Genomic DNA, 15,974 nt, shown 5'->3' with positions numbered 1-15,974 from the left:
GATCCTCATGTCGCTGTCGGCCTGCGCCGCTACTTCTCCGGAAATGGACACTGCGTCGGCGGCCACCGCCGCTACCGCTCCAAGGCAGCAAGGTATCGCCAATCCGGAGATCTGGCCGTCCTACACCTACCCGGTGAAGCTGACCCAGGCGCAGGAAGCCAACGTCGCCAGCCTCATCGGCCGCATGACGCTGGAAGAGAAGATCGGTCAGCTGGTGCAGGCAGACCTGTGCTGCGTCACGCCGGAGGATGTGAAGAAATACAACCTCGGCTCGATTCTCGTCGGCGGCAATTCCGGTCCCAACCAGAACGACTTCGCACCCGCCGCCGAATGGCTGAAGGCCGCGGACGAATTCTACCTCGCTTCGGTGGATACCAGCGATGGCGGTGTCGGCATTCCGACCGTCTGGGGCATCGATGCCGTCCACGGCAACGCCAACATCATCGGCGCCACCGTGTTCCCGCAGAACATTGGCCTTGGCGCGGCCCGCGATCCCGATCTGATCGAACGCATCGGCAAGGCCACGGCGAAGGAAATCCGCGCCACCGGCCAAGAATGGACTTTCGCGCCGACCGTCGCCGTGCCGCAGGATTTCCGCTGGGGTCGCGCCTACGAAGGCTATTCGTCCGACCCGCAGCTGGTCGCCTCATACGTGGGCGCGATGGTGCGCGGGCTTCAGGGCCCGCCAAGCAATAACGATCTGCTTTCCGGCCCTTACGTGATCGCCTCGACCAAGCACTTCCTGGCTGATGGCGGAACCGATCGCGGTGTCGATCAGGGCGACAGCTCGGTCAGCGAGGAAGAACTGCGCGACATCCACGGCGCGCCTTACGGACCGGCGATCAGGGAAGGCGTTGCCACGGTCATGGTCAGCTTTTCGAGCTGGCAGGGCCGCAAGATGACGGGCAACGAGAGCCTCGTCACAGGCGTGCTGAAAGACCGCATGGATTTCCGCGGCTTCACCGTTTCCGACTGGAACGCCCACGGTCAGGTCGAAGGCTGCACCAATGAAAGCTGCCCGCAGGCCCTGCTGGCGGGGATCGACATGTACATGGCGCCCGACACGTGGAAGCCGGTTTACGAAGACCTGCTGGCGCGCGCGAAAGCGGGTACGATCCCGATGGCGAAGATCGACGACGCCGTCGGCGACATCCTGCGGGTGAAAGAACGGCTCGGCCTGTTCAAAGCGGGCAAACCCTCCGATCGTCCTTACTCCGGGCAGTGGGATCTTCTTGGCGCTGCGGACCATCGCGAGGTGGCGCGCGAGGCGGTGCGCAAGTCGCTCGTGTTGCTGAAAAACCAGAACGTGCTGCCAATCGCGCCGGGCGGGCGGCTGCTCGTCGCGGGCGAAGGGGCGGACGACATCGCACGCCAGTCGGGCGGCTGGACGATCACCTGGCAGGGCAGCGGCCTCAACAACGATATGTTTCCCGGCGCGACCTCGATCTGGTCGGGGCTGAAGCAGGCAGTGGAAGCCGGAGGCGGCAGCGCGCAGCTTTCGCCCGACGGCACCTTCGCGCAGAAGCCCGACGCGGCCATCGTGGTGTTCGGGGAAAAGCCTTATGCGGAGTTTCAGGGCGACCGCGCCACGCTCGCGCTCGATAGCGATCTGACCGGTCCCTACGAAACCATGCGCAAGCTCAAGGCGCAGGGCATTCCTGTCGTTGCGCTGATGATCACCGGCCGTCCGCTCTACGTGAACCCGGCGATGAATATTGCTGACTCCTTCGTGGTGGCTTGGCTTCCGGGGAGCGAAGGTGGCGGCGTGGCCGACGTGCTGATCGCCGATGCCGACGGTTCGCCGCGTTACGACTTCACCGGCAAGCTGCCCGCAGCATGGCCCAGGACGCCCGACATGGCGGACGGTGCGCTGTTCGAATTCGGGGACGGCCTGACCTTCAAATCCGCCGCGACGGCGTGGACGCCGCTGGCGGAAGTCGACACCGCACAGGCCCGCGACAGCCGCACATGGTTCTCCGCCGGGAACCCGGCCGCCAGCTGGTCGCTGCTGGTCACCGGCGGCGAAGGCAGCGCGCAGACACGGGTGACCACGGTTCCGGCCGAGGCCGCCGAGGGACGCATCCAGGTGAGCGCAGAGAATTTCCTCGTGCAGGAAGGCGCACGACGTTTCGCCATCGCCGGGGGCGCGGCAACGATGTCTCTGCGCAATTTCGAAGCGCTCGACCTCGACCGGGAAACCAATGCCGACGTAAAGCTGCTCGTCACGCTCAGGGTTATCGATGCGCCGGACAGCGCGTGGATCGGCGCGCGCGGAGATGGGTCGATGGGGATGATCCCGGTCAATCTTCCGGTCACCAGCGGTTTCGTGCGCTACGGCATCCCGCTGCGCTGCCTGCGCGAAGCGGGGGCACAGATGACCAGCCTGACCGAACCTTTCATACTGGGGACCAACGGCAAGGCTGACATCGCCATCGGCGAAGTTCGCCTCGGAACGGATGCGGATGTCGACCTTCCTTGCGGCAGCTAGTGCACCGTCCGCAAAGGAGAGATGATCGCATGCGCAAACTACCAGCCTTCGCCGCCCTGCTCGTTCTTGCTTCCCCTGCCGCGCAGGCGCACGAACGTTCCCTGCCGGTCGGCAGTTGCATCAACATGGGCAACAGCCTCGAATCCTTCCCCGAAAGCAGCCACGGCAAGCTGATCGACGCGGCGGATTTCGCCCGCATCAAGGCCGCGGGATTCGAAACGGTCCGCATTCCGGTGCGCTGGTCGGCGCACGCCGCGAACGAAGCGCCCTATGCGATAGAGCCCGCGTTCATGACGCGCACGGGCGAGGTGGTCGACATGGCGCTGGATGCCGGGCTGAAGGTCATTCTCAACGACCATCACTTCCGGGAACTGGTCGAAGATCCGGCAGGCAACACCGCGCAGCTGGCAGCGATGTGGGCGCAGGTCGCGCAGAATTTTGCCGACCGTCCCAACGAGACGCTGTGGTTCGAAATCGCGAACGAGCCGAACGACAAGCTCACCAATGCGAACCTCGTCGAAACGCTCGGCCCCGCGCTGGCGGAAATCCGCAAGACCAACCCCGAACGCGCAGTCGTAATCGGCGGCGAATTCTGGAGCGGCATCTCATCGCTCGAAACGCTGAACCTGCCCGACGATCCGAACGTCATCCCGACGTTCCACTATTACGAGCCGTTCGCATTCACCCATCAGGGCGCGAGCTGGGCCGGTCCGGACATTCCGGAAGTCGGCCGCGTGTATGGCGGTGCGGAAGACAGCGAACGGTTGGCCGCCGACCTCGAGAAGGTTCGGGCCTATACCAAGCGCACCGGTCTCGTCCCGTTCATCGGTGAAAGCGGTGCGTATGAAGCGCACATTCCGCTGGAGCAGCGGGTCGCCTATACCAAGGCAATCCACGACACTTTCGCGCCGGAAGGCATCGGGATCTGCACTTGGGCCTACACCAACACCTTCCCCTTCTGGGATCAAAAGAGCGGGGAATGGCTGCCCGGTATGCTGGAGGCCATGGGCCTGCGGGCACCCGGAAAATAATCCGGGCGGCCGAACCTTTCGTAATGCGCTAGTCGGCGTTAGACTGTGCGGGACTGTAAGCGTAAGGGCCTACGACGAGGCCCGTGAACAGTCCCGCATGGACGGATGCGAGAGGCTCCACATCGACGTCCGTCGCCACGTCCTTCCACATGTTCTGTCCGGCAGCACGATAGGCGAAATCTGCCCGCCCGCCCTTGAATCGCATCCGCAGATCGACGGCGCCGGTAACCGGAGGGGCCGATTGCAGCACTTCGCCGCGCTCGGCATCGCCCGCTCCGGCCCGCCGCCGCAGCACGATCCGGTCACCTTCGATGCCGAGTGCAACGAAATGCGTTTCGTCCATCAGTGCAAGCAGACCCGCGAAATCCTCCGTCGCCGAAGGGGTGAAGGACACGCGCGTCGTGTATTCCGCCTCGTGATGGCGCATACGCCGCCCGACGAACGAGGGCTTGTCGAGACTTCCGGTAGATGCTGATCCGGCAATGAGCGCCAGCTTGCCCGCCTGCCGATCCACGGCGACTTGCTGAACCATCTGCGGCGTTCGCAAACCGATCCATTCGTGGGACAGCGGCCCGTTGAAATCCTCGCGCCAGCGGCCCCAGTCGGTGCCGGGGCTCTCCGGCAGATCGGGCTTGTCCGCTGCCATGGGAACCGGCTCTCCCGGCTGCAGGAAAATCGGCCAGTCGTCCTGCCAGGTGACCGGCAGCAAAAATGTCTCGCGCCCCAGCAGCGTCGATTGTCCGGCGAACGGGCGCGTGGCGAGGAAAACGCCCCACCAGCTTCCATCGTCGAGGCGGACGAGATCGGCGTGCCCCGTCGCTTCGACCCGCTCCGGCCTTTCGGCGGGCAGGTCCCGCTGCGTAAGGATCGGATTGCGCGGGCCGGGCGTGTAGGGTCCTTCGACCGATCGCGATCGATAGATCGTTTCCGAATGGGCATCGGCGGTCCCGCCTTCCGCCGCCATCAGGTAATACCAGTCACCGACCTTGTAGATATGGGGCCCTTCCGCCCAGACCGGCTTGGTCGACAGGTCGACCCCGCCATTGACCAGCAGGGTCGGCTCGCTCGAGACGGTCAGTGTTGCGGGATCGAAACTGCGCTGCCAGATCGCGCGATGCCCTTCGTATTGCGGCGGGCCTGGAGGCTCGTCGTTGTAGACGATCCACGCGCGCCCGTCCGGATCGAAATACAGCGAAGGATCGATCCCGCCGAAGTCGAGCGGCGCTGGCTCGCTCCACGGGCCGGCCGGGTCCTTCGCGGTGATGACGAAATTATCCCCGCATTCGATGCAGGTGTTGACGATGTAGAACAGCCCGTCGTGCCAGCTGATCGCCGGGGCGAACAATCCCCGGTTCGTGCCGAGCCCGCTGAAATCCGCCTGGGAGGGCCGATCGATCGCGTTGCCGATCTGGCGCCAGTTTACCAGATCGGTCGAGTGATAGACGGGCAGTCCGGGAAACCAGCTGAATGTCGAAGTGACGAGGTAGAAATCCCGACCGACCTTCACGATCGACGGGTCGGGCTGGAAACCCGGCAGGATCGGATTGCGAAACTGCCCTTCGGCCACGTCGGAAGACTCGCCCGCCCGATATTCGACGTAATCGAAATTTGCCGTCGGCGCCGCGTTCGCCGTCGAATGCAGCAACGATGCAGCCGCAATCCACGCCAGTTTCCCCGTATTTCGCAAAAGCCCTCTCCTCATATGCCCCAAGGTCCGGCGGGGCTTGCCCGCCAGCCGTTTGCTGCATATGGTAGCGCTATCAATTACGGGAGCAAGGCCACAAATGGCCCGGACGCTTGAAGAGTTTTTGCCTGCGGACTTCCGCTCGGGTCGATTCCTGGGCCGTGCAATGTCACCTGCGGGTCCATCCGTTATCGCGATAGACGGCGGCGAGATTTTCGATCTCACCGGCGAAGTCGCGACCGTGTCGGGCGCTGTCGCCCGCCGTCATTTCACAGGCGGAACGGCACTCGGTTCCGTTTCCGAGGGACTGCCCGATGGGTGGACCTTGCTGTCGCCCGTCGACCTTCAGTGCATCAAGGCGGCCGGTGTCACCTTTGCGCTGTCGGCCATCGAACGCGTGATCGAAGAGCGCGCGCGCGGCAATCCAAGCGAAGCATCGAGGATCCGTGCGGACCTCGAATCGCGGGTCGGCTCCGGTATTCGCTCTGTCGTTCCGGGCAGCGCAGAAGCGAACGAGCTGAAGGCCGCGTTGATCGAAGCCGACATGTGGTCCCAGTATCTGGAAGTCGCCATCGGCCCCGACGCAGAAATTTTCTCCAAGTCGCCGGTCCTGTCGACCGTCGGCGCGGGAGCGATGATCGGCGTGCGTTCCGATTCCGCGTGGAACAATCCGGAACCCGAAGTGGTGCTGGTGTGCGATAGCTCCGGCGAAGTTGTTGGCGCGACGCTCGGCAATGACGTCAACCTGCGCGATTTCGAAGGCCGCTCGGCCCTGTTGCTGTCCAAGGCTAAGGACAACAATGCCAGCTGCTCCATCGGGCCGTTCATCCGCCTGTTCGACGAGACCTTCGGTATCGACGACATCCGCAATGCGGAGGTCGAACTGACGATCGACGGTCCCGAAGGCTATCGCCTCGAAGGCCGCAACGTCATGGCCCAGATCAGTCGCGATCCGCTCGACCTGGTCGGCCAGTGCCTGTCCGAACATCACTATCCCGACGGTTTCGTCCTGTTCTGCGGGACGCTTTTCGCGCCCACGCAGGACCGCGACGATCCGGGCGCCGGCTTCACTCACAAGGTGGGTGATGTCGTCACGATCCGCTCCGACAAGATCGGAACGCTGGTAAACACAGTCACCACGTCGCGCGATGCGCCGGCGTGGGAGGTCGGCGTGGCCGACTTCGTTCGTAATCTTGCGGGTCGAGGACTGATCGACCGCATCTGATAAATATATTGGCGCGAAGAGAAAAACCGCGCGCCACGCAACAGGAGCTTATGCGTAATGTCGGAGGGGACAACTGGAGGTAGCGCGAACCGCGCTATCTACCCCAGTTTGCAAGGAAAACGGGTCATCGTCAGCGGCGGCGGTTCGGGAATCGGCGAAGGACTGGTGGAAGAATTCTCGCGTCAGGGTGCCAGGGTGGCATTCGTCGACGTGAAGAGTGAAGACAGCGAAGCGCTGTGCGAGCGGCTTACCGATGTCGAGCACGCACCGATCTTCCGGTATTGCGATATCACCGATGCGAACGCCTACATGGCAACGATTTCGGAGATGATCGAAGCCCTCGGCGGCTGCGACATCCTGCTGAACAACGCCGCGAACGACACCCGTCATTCGATCACGGACGTCACGCCGGAGCTGTGGGACAGCTCTATGGCGGTAAATCTGAAGCACCAGTTCTTCGCCGCGCAAACGGTCGTTTCCGCGATGAAGGAAGCGGGCGGCGGATCGATCGTCAACCTCGGCTCGATCAGCTGGCACCTCGGCCTCGAGGACCTCACGGTCTATCAGACGGCGAAGGCGGCAGTCGAAGGGCTTACCCGCAGCCTGGCGCGTGAGCTTGGCCGGTCGAACATTCGCGTCAACGCGATCATTCCCGGCAATGTCCAGACCCCGCGCCAGATGATGTGGTACACGCCGGAAGGGGAGGCGGAAATCGTCGCCTCGCAGTGCCTCGACGGGCGCATCCAGCCGGTCGACATAGCAGCCATGGCGATGTTCCTCGCCTCGGACGACGCGCGTTATTGCACCGCGCACAATTATTGGGTGGATGCCGGATGGAGATAAACGCCAAGGTTCGCCAACTGATCGACGCCAGCACCAAGCTGGGCGAAGGCGTCTTGTGGGACGATCTGCGCCAGGTCGTCTGGTTCGTCGATATCAAGCGGCATCGCCTGTGGCATTACGACCCCGCGACCGGCAGCAATGCCTATGACGAGGCACCGGACCAGATCGGATGGGCCGTGCCCGCCGAAAACGGCTTGTTGCTGTGCGGTCTGAAAGACGGTCTCTACACGTTCGATCCCCAGACGCGCGCCTTTGGCAAGCTGATGGACGTCCCCGGCGAACCGTCGCAGAACCGCTTGAACGATGCCTGCACCGATCCCTGGGGCCGGGTATGGTTCGGGTCCATGGACGACGGCGAGAACGCGAATTCGGGCGCCTTTTACGTCTTCGACGGCGGCGAAGTGCGCCAGGCGGGGCCGAAGGGCATCAAGATCACCAACGGTCCGGCAGTAAACGCCAAGGGGACCCGTATCTATTTCACCGACACGACCGAACAGAAGATCATGGTCGCGGATCTCTCGCAGGACGGCGTGGGTGAAGCGAGGCTGTTCGTCGATACCGGTGCCTTGTTTCCCGATGCCTATCCCGACGGCCCGGTGGTCGATGCGGAAGATCACCTGTGGACCGGCCTTTATCTGGGCAGCAAGGTCGCACGGTTCTCCCCCGATGGCGAACTCGTCGCGACGGTCACCATGCCTGCGCGCGACATCACCAAGATGGGGTTCGGCGGAACGGACATGGGAACCGTTTTCGTCACGACAGCGACCAAGAACATGGAGCCGTCCGATATGGAAACCTACCCGCAGGCAGGCAGCCTGTTCGCCTTCGACGCCCCGGTGAAGGGGTTTGCCCAGACGCGGGCCAAGCTGTGATGCGGCGCCTCGCCAGCCTGGCAGGGGCACTCGCACTCGGCGTATCGGCCCCGGCCCTCGCCGCACCTTCGCTAGTCGCCGGTTACGGCGAAGGCATGGTTCTCCAGCGCGATGTCCCGATCCAGCTGTCGGGCAAGGCCGAACCGGGCGAGACCGTCACCGCGACGTTCGGCGGCAGCAAGGCGACCGCGAAGGCGGGTTCCGACGGCGCGTTCCTGATCACCCTGCCCGCCCGCCCCGCTTCCGACCAAGGCCAGACGCTGGACCTCGTCGCGAAGAGCGGACGGGTGACTTACGCCAATATCCTCGTCGGCGATGTCGTCCTGTGTTCGGGGCAGTCGAACATGGAATTGCAGGTTAACCGGGCGCTGAACACCTTCAACGAACTGCGCCTGTCGGCCGACGATGGCATTCGCCTGCTGATGGTGCCCAAGTTCACGGCTTCGACCCCGCAGGACCGGTTTTACGAACCTGCCGGATGGAATGCCGCCTCCCCCGATACGGTCGGCGATTTTTCTGCCGCCTGTTTCTACATGGGCAAGCAGTTGCGGGCAGACCGGCCCGACGTCCCGCTCGGCCTGATCCATTCCAACTGGGGCGGTAGCGCCGCGCGCGCCTGGCTGACGCCGGAAGGGGTGGAGGCGCTCTACGGCTCGGAAGCGCTCGCGCAATTGCGGCAATACTCCGTCGATCCATTGGCAGCGACGCAATCCTTCCTGCCCCAGTGGTTCGACTGGTGGCGTGCGAACGACAACGGGCGCGAACCCTGGACCGACAGTTCCATGCTGGATTGGAAGCCGATCCCGCAGTTCTCCTTCTGGAACGAGTGGACCGGCACCGGACTGGACACCAGCCCGCAGGCCAACGTGTGGCTGCGCCAGACCTTCGATCTCTCGGCTGAACAGGCAGCGGCGGACGGCACCGTCAATATCGGGTCGATCGACGATCTGGACTTGACGTTCATCAACGGTCAGCCGGTCGGCTATACCTTCGGCTGGGGGGTCGAGCGCAGCTACCGCGTGCCGGCCGAATATCTGCGCCCCGGCACAAACGAAGTGCTGATCGCCGCAAACAACATGTGGGACACCGGCGGCTTCTTCGCTGGCCCGGACCGGCTGTTCTTCACGCCTGCAGGCGCCGAAGCGATCCCGCTCGGTGCGGACTGGGAATACTCGCTCAGCAAGGTGCAGGGTGCGCCGCCGCGCGCGCCGTGGGATTCCAACGCGGGCCTTGGCGTGATGCACAACTTCATGGTCGCGCCTCTGGGTGCCATGCGCCTCGCCGGGGTTGCCTGGTATCAGGGCGAAAGCGATGTCGGCCAGCCGGATTACGATGCCAAGCTGCGCGAGCTGTTCCGCGGATGGCGCAGCCAGTTCGGGCAGCAGGCGCGGATGTTGGTGGTCCAGCTCGCCGACTATGGGGAGCGTCAGTCGCAGCCCGTCGAAAGCGGCTGGGCACAGTTGCGGCAGGAACAGCTCGACGGTGTCACCGCAGACCGCAACGCCGCGCTGGTCACCGCGATCGATATCGGAGAGCCGACGGACATCCACCCCGCCAACAAGAACGTGCTGGGCCGACGCCTGGCGATGGCTTTCGAGGGCAAGGCCATGCCGATGCCCAAGTCGGCCACGCGCGCAGGCGATTCCGTCACCGTCAGCTTCACCGGCATCGAAGGCGGATTGCAGGCGCACGGCGGACCGTATCCGCTGGGCGTGGAGCTTTGCGGAGCCGCCGGAAACAGCTGCCGCTGGGTCGTCGCACAGATCGCCGGTGACAGCCTGGTGATACCCGTCGCGGACGGGGCACCTGCTGCGCGCGTGCGCTACCTCTGGTCGGACGCGCCGGTCGCCAATCTCTACGACGCGCGTGACCTGCCGGTTCCGGGTTTCGAACTACAGGTCAAATGACCGGGATTAACCGCCGCGGCGCCATCGCCGGAACGATTGCCGGAATCTCGGTGCTGTCGCTCGGCACGGTCGGTCACGCCTTCCAGCCTGTCGACCGTTTCGTGCGGCGGCAGGGTATCGGCTTCGTGCGCGATGGTGCGACTTACCGGATCGTCGGCGCGAACATGTGGTACGCGGCGTGGCTCGGGGCCGACACGGACTATGGTGACCGGGGACGGTTGCTACGCGAACTCGACCGCCTGCAATCCATCGGCGTCAACAACCTGCGGATCATGGCCGCTGCCGAGGAAGGGCCGCTCAGGAATTCCATCCGCCCCGGCTTCACGCGCGAGGACGGTGGCGAAAACCGGGCATTGTTCGAGGGCCTCGACTTCGCCCTGGCGGAAATCGGCAAGCGGGGGATGACCGCCGTCGTCGCCCTGTCCAATTTCTGGGAATGGTCGGGCGGGCTCCAGACCATTCTCGGGCGTGTCACAGGCGGTCCCTATGTCGACAACGGCGACCCGGCTGCGCCGTGGCCGGCCTTCGCCGACGCGACCGCCGCGTTCTACGCCAATGCCGAGGCGCGAGCGCTCTACGACCGGCATCTCGATGCAATCGTCGGGCGCACCAATACAATCACCGGAAAATCCTATCGCGACGATCCGGCGATCATGAGCTGGCAGCTTGCGAACGAGCCGCGTCCCGGCGGCAGCGATGCGATGATCGCCGCAACGAGCGACGCCTATTTCGACTGGATCGACGCGAGCTTCGCGCGGATACGTTCGCTCGATCCGAACCATTTGCTGTCGCTCGGTCAGGAAGGCACGATGGCGACCAATGGCAGCGAGGCGATCGTGCGGCGGGCCCATGCCGGTGCGGATTACCTCACCGCGCATATCTGGCCGCTCAACTGGAGCTGGGTCGCGGGTGACGATCTCGCGGGCACATGGGCGGACGGCAAGGCGAAAACGGAAGACTACATTGCGGTCCACCAACGGCTCGCGGCACAGGCCGGAAAACCATTGGTGATCGAGGAATTCGGCTTTCCGCGCGACGGAGAGGAATATGCGCCCGACGTGCCGACCGCTTTCCGCCAGCAATTCTACTCGGTGATCTACAAGGCCGTGGAGCAAAGCTGGGCCGCCAGCGGTCCGCTGGCCGGTAGCAATTTCTGGGCATGGAACGGCGAAGCGCGCGCAAAACATGACGACTTCCGCTTCGTCAACGGCGACGGCGCATACATGGGCGATCCGCCGCACGAACCACAAGGCTGGTACGGCAATTTCGACACCGACACCGCTATGCTGGATCTGGTAAAATCTCACGCCGCAACGGCGGCAATCCACGCATCAAAGGACAAATCGTGACTTTGCCAAGGCTTCGCGTCGGCGATTGGGAGGCCGAACTTGCGCCCGACGTAGGCGGGGCGATCACGGCCCTGCGCATGGCAGGCGTGCCCATCCTGCGGGAGACGCGCTCCTCACCCAGCCATCCGTTGCAGACCGCCTGCTTTGCGATGGTCCCTTACGCCAACCGGATCGCGCATGGTCGCTTCACCTTCAACGATCGCCCGGTCCAGATCGCGCCCAATTTCCCGCCACAGCGCCATCCCCTGCACGGCATGGGATGGCTGACCCGGTGGAACATCCTGCGTCATGACGATGCAAGCATTCTGCTGGAACATCAGCATTCCGGCGACAGTGCATGGCCCTGGGCCTATCGCGCCCACCAGCACGTATCGCTCGATCGGCAGGGTTGCACCGTTCGGCTGATGGTCGAAAATCTGTCGGATGAGACTGCGCCGATGGGGCTCGGTCTGCATCCCTATTTCCGGCGCTTCGCCGACACCGTGCTGCAGTTCGAAGCCGACGCCATGCTCGGCATCGATGAGGAGTTCCTGCCCGACGGCGAAAGCCACCCGGTCGACCGGCTTGCCGCCTGGCCGAAAGGCTCTGCCCTCCCCGACGTCCTGACCGATCATTGCTTCACCGGATGGTCCGGGCACGCCCGGATTTCGGATGCGCTGGGCGACATCACACTGCGCGGCTTCGGCACGCCCTGCTGCCATGTCTTCGCGCCGCCCGCAGGCGACGAACTGTGCGTCGAGCCCGTCACGCAGACACCCGATGCATTCAACCGCGCCGCAGACGAAGTGCCGAAAGTCCTTCCCGGGCGCGCCACGGGAATTGCGATGCGGATAGAGGCGACACCTGCAACCGGCAGGCGCATTGCCGCTTGAACGATCCGCGCCCCCTCGACGGAATAACCACCGGCTACGAAGCCCGCTTCGATTTTCCGGATTATGCCGCCGAACCGAGGCGCTACATCCTGGCCAGCGTGCCCCGATCGGGCAGCACCTATGTCAGCCATTTGCTCTGGCAGACCGGGGGCCTGGGCGCACCGCTCGAATATCTGAATTTCGAACCTTCCGGCCCTTACGGCCATGCCCACGATTCCCGTTCGGCGCAGGACGAAATTTGGTCGCAAGTCATCCGGTCCCGTACTTCGCCCAACGGCGTTTTCGCAATCAAGGCCTTCCCCGCGCAGCTCGAGGATTTGGGCCGTCTCAACCCCGCACTTCTCGCGCGCGCGATGCGCTTCCTGCTGGCCGATGGTCCTGCCAGCCGCGTCGTCCAGCTTCGACGCAGGGATCGGACGGCGCACGCCATCTCGCTGGCGCGGGCCAGCCTTTCGGGCGTCTGGCGCAAGGAGCAGGAGACCTCTGACGCGCAGGAGCCGGTGTATTCGCCGGCCATCCTCGCCCGCGCCGGGCGCGACATCGCTCTTCAGGAGCAGGCGTGGGAAGCCATGTATCGCGACATGCGGATTACGCCCTTGGTTCTCTGGTTCGAAGACGTGCTCGAGGATCCGGCGCGCGCGCTGGAGGCCGTGGCGAGTTACCTTGACGTCGATCTCACGCAAGCGCGCCCGGTCGCCGTTCCGCGCATCGAGAAGCAGTCACAGGCCGGGGCTCGCCAATGGCGGGCCGAACACGCGAAGGCCCGCCCCGAAGACTAGTGATTGTGGCGCGGAAGCTTTCTGGAGGTACCGCGGTACTTCAGCGCGAAATCCATCACTCCGCCTTCCGCCAGCTGCCCGGTCTTCTCGCGGAAGATTTCCTCCCACGGGGTGTTCGATTCCGGCACTGGTGGTGCCGGATCCTCGGCCTGCCGCCGGGCGATTTCCTCGTCCGAGACCAAGGCGTCGCAGCGCCCTTCGTTGAGGTCGATCCGGATGACGTCGCCCGTCCGTAGCCAGGCAAGCCCGCCACCCACCGCGCTTTCGGGCGAGACGTTGAGAATGGAAGGGCTGTCGCTGGTGCCAGACTGGCGGCCATCGCCCAGAGTCGGCAGCCACTGGCGGCCTTCGCGGATCATCGCGTCGGGCGGCTGCATGTTCACGACTTCCGCGCTGCCTGGCCAGCCGATCACGCCGGAACCGCGGACCACGAGGATGCAGTTCTCGTCGATAGCCAGTGCGGGATCGTTGATCCGGTGATGGTAATCGTCCGATCCGTCGAACACGATCGCGCGTGCTTCGAAAACCCCTTCCGCACCGGGGCGGGAAAGATATTGCGCGCGAAACTCGGGCGAAATGACCGAGGTCTTGAGCATTCCGAACTCGAACAGATTGCCCTTGAGTACGCGGAAACCGGCGCGCTGCATCAGCGGTTCGTCGAAGGTGCGGATCATTTCGCGGTCCCCGCTTTCCTTGCCAGCAAGGTTTTCCGCCATGGTCCTGCCGGTGCAGGTCAGCACATCGCCCGCAAGCTTTCCAGCGTTCAGCAATTCCCACATCGCCGCCGGCACACCGCCTGCGCGGTGGAACCGTTCACCAAGATACTTGCCCGCAGGCTGCATGTTGACGAGCAACGGCAGGTCGTAGCCGTGGGTTTGCCAGATGTCCGGCGACAGGGTCACGCCGGCATGGGCCGCCATCGCCTGCACATGGGGCTGGGCATTGGACGATCCGCCCAGCACGCTGACCGCGGCAATGGCGTTGAGGAAAGCGTCTTCGGTCAGGATGTCCGAAGGCTTCAGGTCTTCGCGCACCATTTCGACGATACGCTGACCGGTGCGATAGGCATACTGGCCGCGTTCGCGATAAGGCGCCGGGATAGCGGCGCACCCAGTCAGCGAAAGGCCCAGAGCCTCCGCCACGGCGTTCATCGTGCTGGCCGTCCCCATCGAATTGCAGTGACCGGCCGAGGGCGCGCTGCTGGTCGCGCGGTCGAGGAATTCCTCCTCGTCGATTTCGCCCGCTGCCAGTTTGCGGCGGCTGCGCCAGATGACGGTTCCGCTGCCGACCAGTTCCCCTTCGTGCCAGCCGTCCAGCATCGGTCCGCCCGACAGGACGATGGCGGGAATGTCGACCGTGCTGGCGGCCATGATCTGGCTCGGCGTGGTCTTGTCGCACCCGGTGGTCAGCACCACGCCGTCGATCGGATAGCCGTTCAGAAGCTCGACCAGGCCGAGATACAGCAAATTGCGATCCAGCGCGGCGGTGGGCCGGCGACAGTTCTCGAAAATGGGGTGCACCGGAAACTCGATCGGCACGCCGCCCGCGTCGCGGATCCCGTCGCGGGTGCGCTTGGCCAGCTCGACATGGATGCGGTTGCAGGGCGACAGGTCGCTGCCAGATTGCGCAATGCCGATGATCGGCTTGCCGCTGCGCAGTTCCTCGGGCGTGATGCCGTAATTCATGAACCGCTCGAGATAGAGCGCGGTCATGTCCATCCGCTCAGCATTGTCGAACCAGTCGCGCGAACGCAGGCGGCGGCCGTTTGCCGTATCAGGCATTATCTCTCCGATTTGTCTTTGTAAGCGGAAGCGAGGCTCGGCCCCGCGTCCGAGGCCCGTCGGACCAGCGTGTAAGGCAAGGTAATCTGTTCCGCCTCGTTCGTTTTCGCAGGGCGCTTGGCCTTGTGAACGCGCGCGATCATCTTGACCGCCTGCGCGGTCATGTCGCGGATCGGCTGGCGGATCGTGGTCAGTTCCGGCCAGATGGAACTCGCAAGCTCGGTATCGTCGAAGCCGCAAACGGTAATGTCGCTCGGCACGTCGAGGTGCTGGCGGTGGGCCATTGCCACGGTCGCAGCGGCCATGTCGTCGTTCGACGCGAAAATGGCGGTCGGTCGCGGTCTGGCTGCCAACAGCTTGTCCGCCGCGGCTAGGCCCGACCGATAGGTGAATTGCCCCTGCGCGACCAGGTCGTCCGGCACGGCGAGACCTGCGTCTTCCATGGCCGCCCGGTATCCCTTCAACCGGCTGCCGCTGGCGACCTGTTCGGGATTGCCGATGATGAAGCCGATCCGGTCATGCCCCAGCGATATTATGTGCTTCGTCATGTCGTAGGCGGCCTGGAATTCGTCGATCAGCACGGCACCGTGCGACCCGATCGCCCGGCCCGGCCCCACCGCGATCGCGATGCCGCCCGTATCGCGAATGAGGTCGAGCACGCTCTGGTCGTCGCACAAGGGCGGCGGCAGGATGAAGCCGATGATGCCCCCTTCGGCAAGCTTGCGGATGAGCAGCTTGCTCTCCGCCGCGGTTTCGCAGCTCTGCACCATCAGCTGGATGCCGCGCTGGGTCGCCTCGTCGAGGGCACCCATCAGGAATTCGCTGAGGTAGGATGCCGACGGATTGTCGAAAAGCAGCGCAATACGCAATTGCGCACCACCCGCCAGCGAGCGGGCCGCGCGATTGGGCGTGTAGTTGAGCTTGGCAATCGCTTCGAGCACCTGCTCGCGCGTGCCTTCGCGCACGTTCTCCTCGCCATTGATGACGCGGCTGACGGTCATCGGCGAACAGCGCGCCTCGCGTGCGACATCCGCGATTGTCGGGGCCGAGTTCGACCGCCGCGAGCCGCGCCGCGCAGGTTGCTTTTCCTGTGGTATGTTGCCGTCCATCAACATGGCCATAGCCCCCGCTTGAGCTTGCCAG

The 15,974-nt window shown here is 64.4% G+C and carries 12 protein-coding genes; 9 read left to right on the top strand and 3 right to left on the bottom strand.

Annotated features, from left to right (window positions below; translation table 11 throughout):
• Positions 1-43: 43 nt before the first annotated feature.
• Both ACXYN8_RS08415 and ACXYN8_RS08410 read left to right on the top strand, forming a co-directional pair.
• On the top strand, positions 44-2,488 hold the full coding sequence (locus tag ACXYN8_RS08415) for a glycoside hydrolase family 3 protein (protein WP_458888976.1): 2,445 nt from the start codon (positions 44-46) through the stop codon (positions 2,486-2,488).
• Positions 2,489-2,517: 29 nt separating this feature from the next.
• On the top strand, positions 2,518-3,519 hold the full coding sequence (locus ACXYN8_RS08410) for a glycoside hydrolase family 5 protein (protein ID WP_458888975.1): 1,002 nt from the start codon (positions 2,518-2,520) through the stop codon (positions 3,517-3,519).
• A gap of 28 nt (positions 3,520-3,547) precedes the next feature.
• Here ACXYN8_RS08410 and ACXYN8_RS08405 read toward each other — a convergent pair whose 3' ends face one another.
• Positions 3,548-5,206, bottom strand: a complete 1,659-nt coding sequence (locus ACXYN8_RS08405) for a glycoside hydrolase family 43 protein (protein ID WP_458888974.1) — start codon at positions 5,204-5,206, stop codon at positions 3,548-3,550.
• Positions 5,207-5,369: 163 nt separating this feature from the next.
• Here ACXYN8_RS08405 and ACXYN8_RS08400 point away from each other — a divergent pair, with 163 nt between their 5' ends.
• Genes ACXYN8_RS08400 through ACXYN8_RS08370 form a run of 7 tightly spaced genes read left to right on the top strand, consistent with a single transcriptional unit; the run spans position 5,370 to position 13,050 of the window.
• Positions 5,370-6,428 carry a fumarylacetoacetate hydrolase family protein gene (locus tag ACXYN8_RS08400; RefSeq protein WP_458888973.1) on the top strand — a complete coding sequence of 353 codons (1,059 nt, stop codon included), beginning with the start codon at positions 5,370-5,372 and terminating at the stop codon, positions 6,426-6,428.
• A 57-nt stretch (positions 6,429-6,485) separates the two neighbouring features.
• Positions 6,486-7,271, top strand: coding sequence for an SDR family NAD(P)-dependent oxidoreductase (locus tag ACXYN8_RS08395; RefSeq protein WP_458888972.1), 786 nt, complete (start codon positions 6,486-6,488; stop codon positions 7,269-7,271).
• Positions 7,262-8,143, top strand: coding sequence for an SMP-30/gluconolactonase/LRE family protein (locus tag ACXYN8_RS08390; protein WP_458888971.1), 882 nt, complete (start codon positions 7,262-7,264; stop codon positions 8,141-8,143). The genes ACXYN8_RS08395 and ACXYN8_RS08390 overlap by 10 nt, the downstream gene beginning before the upstream one ends.
• Entirely contained in the window at positions 8,143-10,050 is a 1,908-nt protein-coding gene (locus ACXYN8_RS08385) for a sialate O-acetylesterase (RefSeq protein ID WP_458888970.1), read from the top strand. The genes ACXYN8_RS08390 and ACXYN8_RS08385 overlap by 1 nt, the downstream gene beginning before the upstream one ends.
• Positions 10,047-11,399 carry a glycoside hydrolase 5 family protein gene (locus ACXYN8_RS08380; protein ID WP_458888969.1) on the top strand — a complete coding sequence of 451 codons (1,353 nt, stop codon included), beginning with the start codon at positions 10,047-10,049 and terminating at the stop codon, positions 11,397-11,399. Before ACXYN8_RS08385 ends, ACXYN8_RS08380 begins: the two co-directional genes overlap by 4 nt.
• Positions 11,396-12,271 (top strand): aldose 1-epimerase, encoded by an 876-nt coding sequence (locus ACXYN8_RS08375; protein WP_458888968.1) that lies wholly within the window; start codon positions 11,396-11,398, stop codon positions 12,269-12,271. The genes ACXYN8_RS08380 and ACXYN8_RS08375 overlap by 4 nt, the downstream gene beginning before the upstream one ends.
• Positions 12,268-13,050, top strand: coding sequence for a Stf0 family sulfotransferase (locus ACXYN8_RS08370; RefSeq protein ID WP_458888967.1), 783 nt, complete (start codon positions 12,268-12,270; stop codon positions 13,048-13,050). The genes ACXYN8_RS08375 and ACXYN8_RS08370 overlap by 4 nt, the downstream gene beginning before the upstream one ends.
• On the opposite strand, the gene ACXYN8_RS08365 is transcribed toward ACXYN8_RS08370, so the two are convergent.
• Both ACXYN8_RS08365 and ACXYN8_RS08360 read right to left on the bottom strand, forming a co-directional pair.
• Positions 13,047-14,831 carry an IlvD/Edd family dehydratase gene (locus tag ACXYN8_RS08365; protein ID WP_458888966.1) on the bottom strand — a complete coding sequence of 595 codons (1,785 nt, stop codon included), beginning with the start codon at positions 14,829-14,831 and terminating at the stop codon, positions 13,047-13,049. The two genes, ACXYN8_RS08370 and ACXYN8_RS08365, sit on opposite strands and share 4 nt — an antisense overlap.
• A complete protein-coding gene (locus ACXYN8_RS08360) occupies positions 14,831-15,952 on the bottom strand; it encodes a LacI family DNA-binding transcriptional regulator (RefSeq protein WP_458888965.1) in 1,122 nt (373 codons plus the stop codon). The genes ACXYN8_RS08365 and ACXYN8_RS08360 overlap by 1 nt, the downstream gene beginning before the upstream one ends.
• Positions 15,953-15,974: the final 22 nt, after the last annotated feature.

It is taken from the genome of Altererythrobacter sp. CAU 1778, from assembly GCF_054482795.1.
The sequence above is the reverse complement of the archived record's forward strand: the minus strand, read 5'-3'. Positions and strand labels throughout refer to the sequence as shown.